2 protein-coding genes are annotated in these 978 nt (G+C 40.4%); both read left to right on the top strand.

Translation table 11 applies throughout. The features are described 5' to 3' along the window. Positions 1–399, top strand: a 399-nt coding sequence (mntA, locus tag ABLT31_RS38745; RefSeq protein WP_462976597.1) for a type VII toxin-antitoxin system MntA family adenylyltransferase antitoxin, incomplete at its 5' end; no start/stop codon positions are given. Continuing rightward, positions 396–803, top strand: coding sequence for a type VII toxin-antitoxin system HepT family RNase toxin (gene hepT, locus ABLT31_RS38740; protein ID WP_367761036.1), 408 nt, complete (start codon positions 396–398; stop codon positions 801–803). The genes mntA and hepT, both read left to right, overlap by 4 nt. The last annotated feature ends 175 nt before the right edge of the window (positions 804–978 follow it).

Raw genomic sequence — 978 nt, 5'->3', positions numbered from 1 at the left:
AGGAGGATGGAAATGGAAGAACAAATCAGGAAGTATCTTCATCAACGCTTTACTCCTTGGCTCATTATTTTATTTGGATCAACGGTAAAAGGAAACACTCATGGGGAAAGTGATATTGATATTGCCTTTCTTTCGGATAAAATATCGTCGGAATATGAGGTGTTTATGGCAGCCCAGAAATTAGCCGATATGTTAAAGAAGGAAGTGGACTTGGTCGATCTCGCGCGTGCGAATACCGTATTTAGGGCTCAGGTGATTGGCGACGGAAAAGTGATCTTGGATGAAGATCCCCTTCGGAGAATGAACTTTTTCATGAATTCCTATAAGGCATACGCCAAACTAAATGAAGAGCGTCAACCCATCTTTAATCGCTTAAAAGATAAAGGAGTAGAGGGATGATCAACGATATCATCATTAATAAGGTACAAACGATAAAACGCTGTTTAAGCCGGATCAACGAAGAATACGATGGGAATCCCAAGCACTTAGAGAATTACACGAAACAAGACTCGATCATCCTCAATATTCAAAGAGCCTGTGAAGCCAGTATTGATATGGCGATGCATGTAATATCAGAAAAAGGCTGGGGAGTTCCCCAAAATAGCCGTGATGCTTTTGATATCTTGTATAAGAATGGGGTCATCGATGAAAAGCTAAATCATCACTTAAAAGCCATGGTAGGATTCCGTAATATTGCCGTACATGACTATCAAACCCTACACCTCCCTGTTATCCAAGTAATTATTGAAAAACACCTGACGGACTTTATTCAATATACGAATCTGATTATGAAATACGAATAGAAAAGGAGTATGTAGGTCGGGAAGAGACTCTATCAGACGATCCTCTTCAATGTACTCTATAACCCTAACGATCAGGCCCAGTCCACTTTAAGAGTTACTGGGCCTGTTGGTATTCCTGTAACCAAATGCGTTGCCGTTCGATATCCGTAGCAAAATAGGTGATGATTTCTTGCTT

The organism is Ammoniphilus soli (genome assembly GCF_040813775.1).
This window is presented reverse-complemented; position numbering and strand designations above follow the sequence as displayed.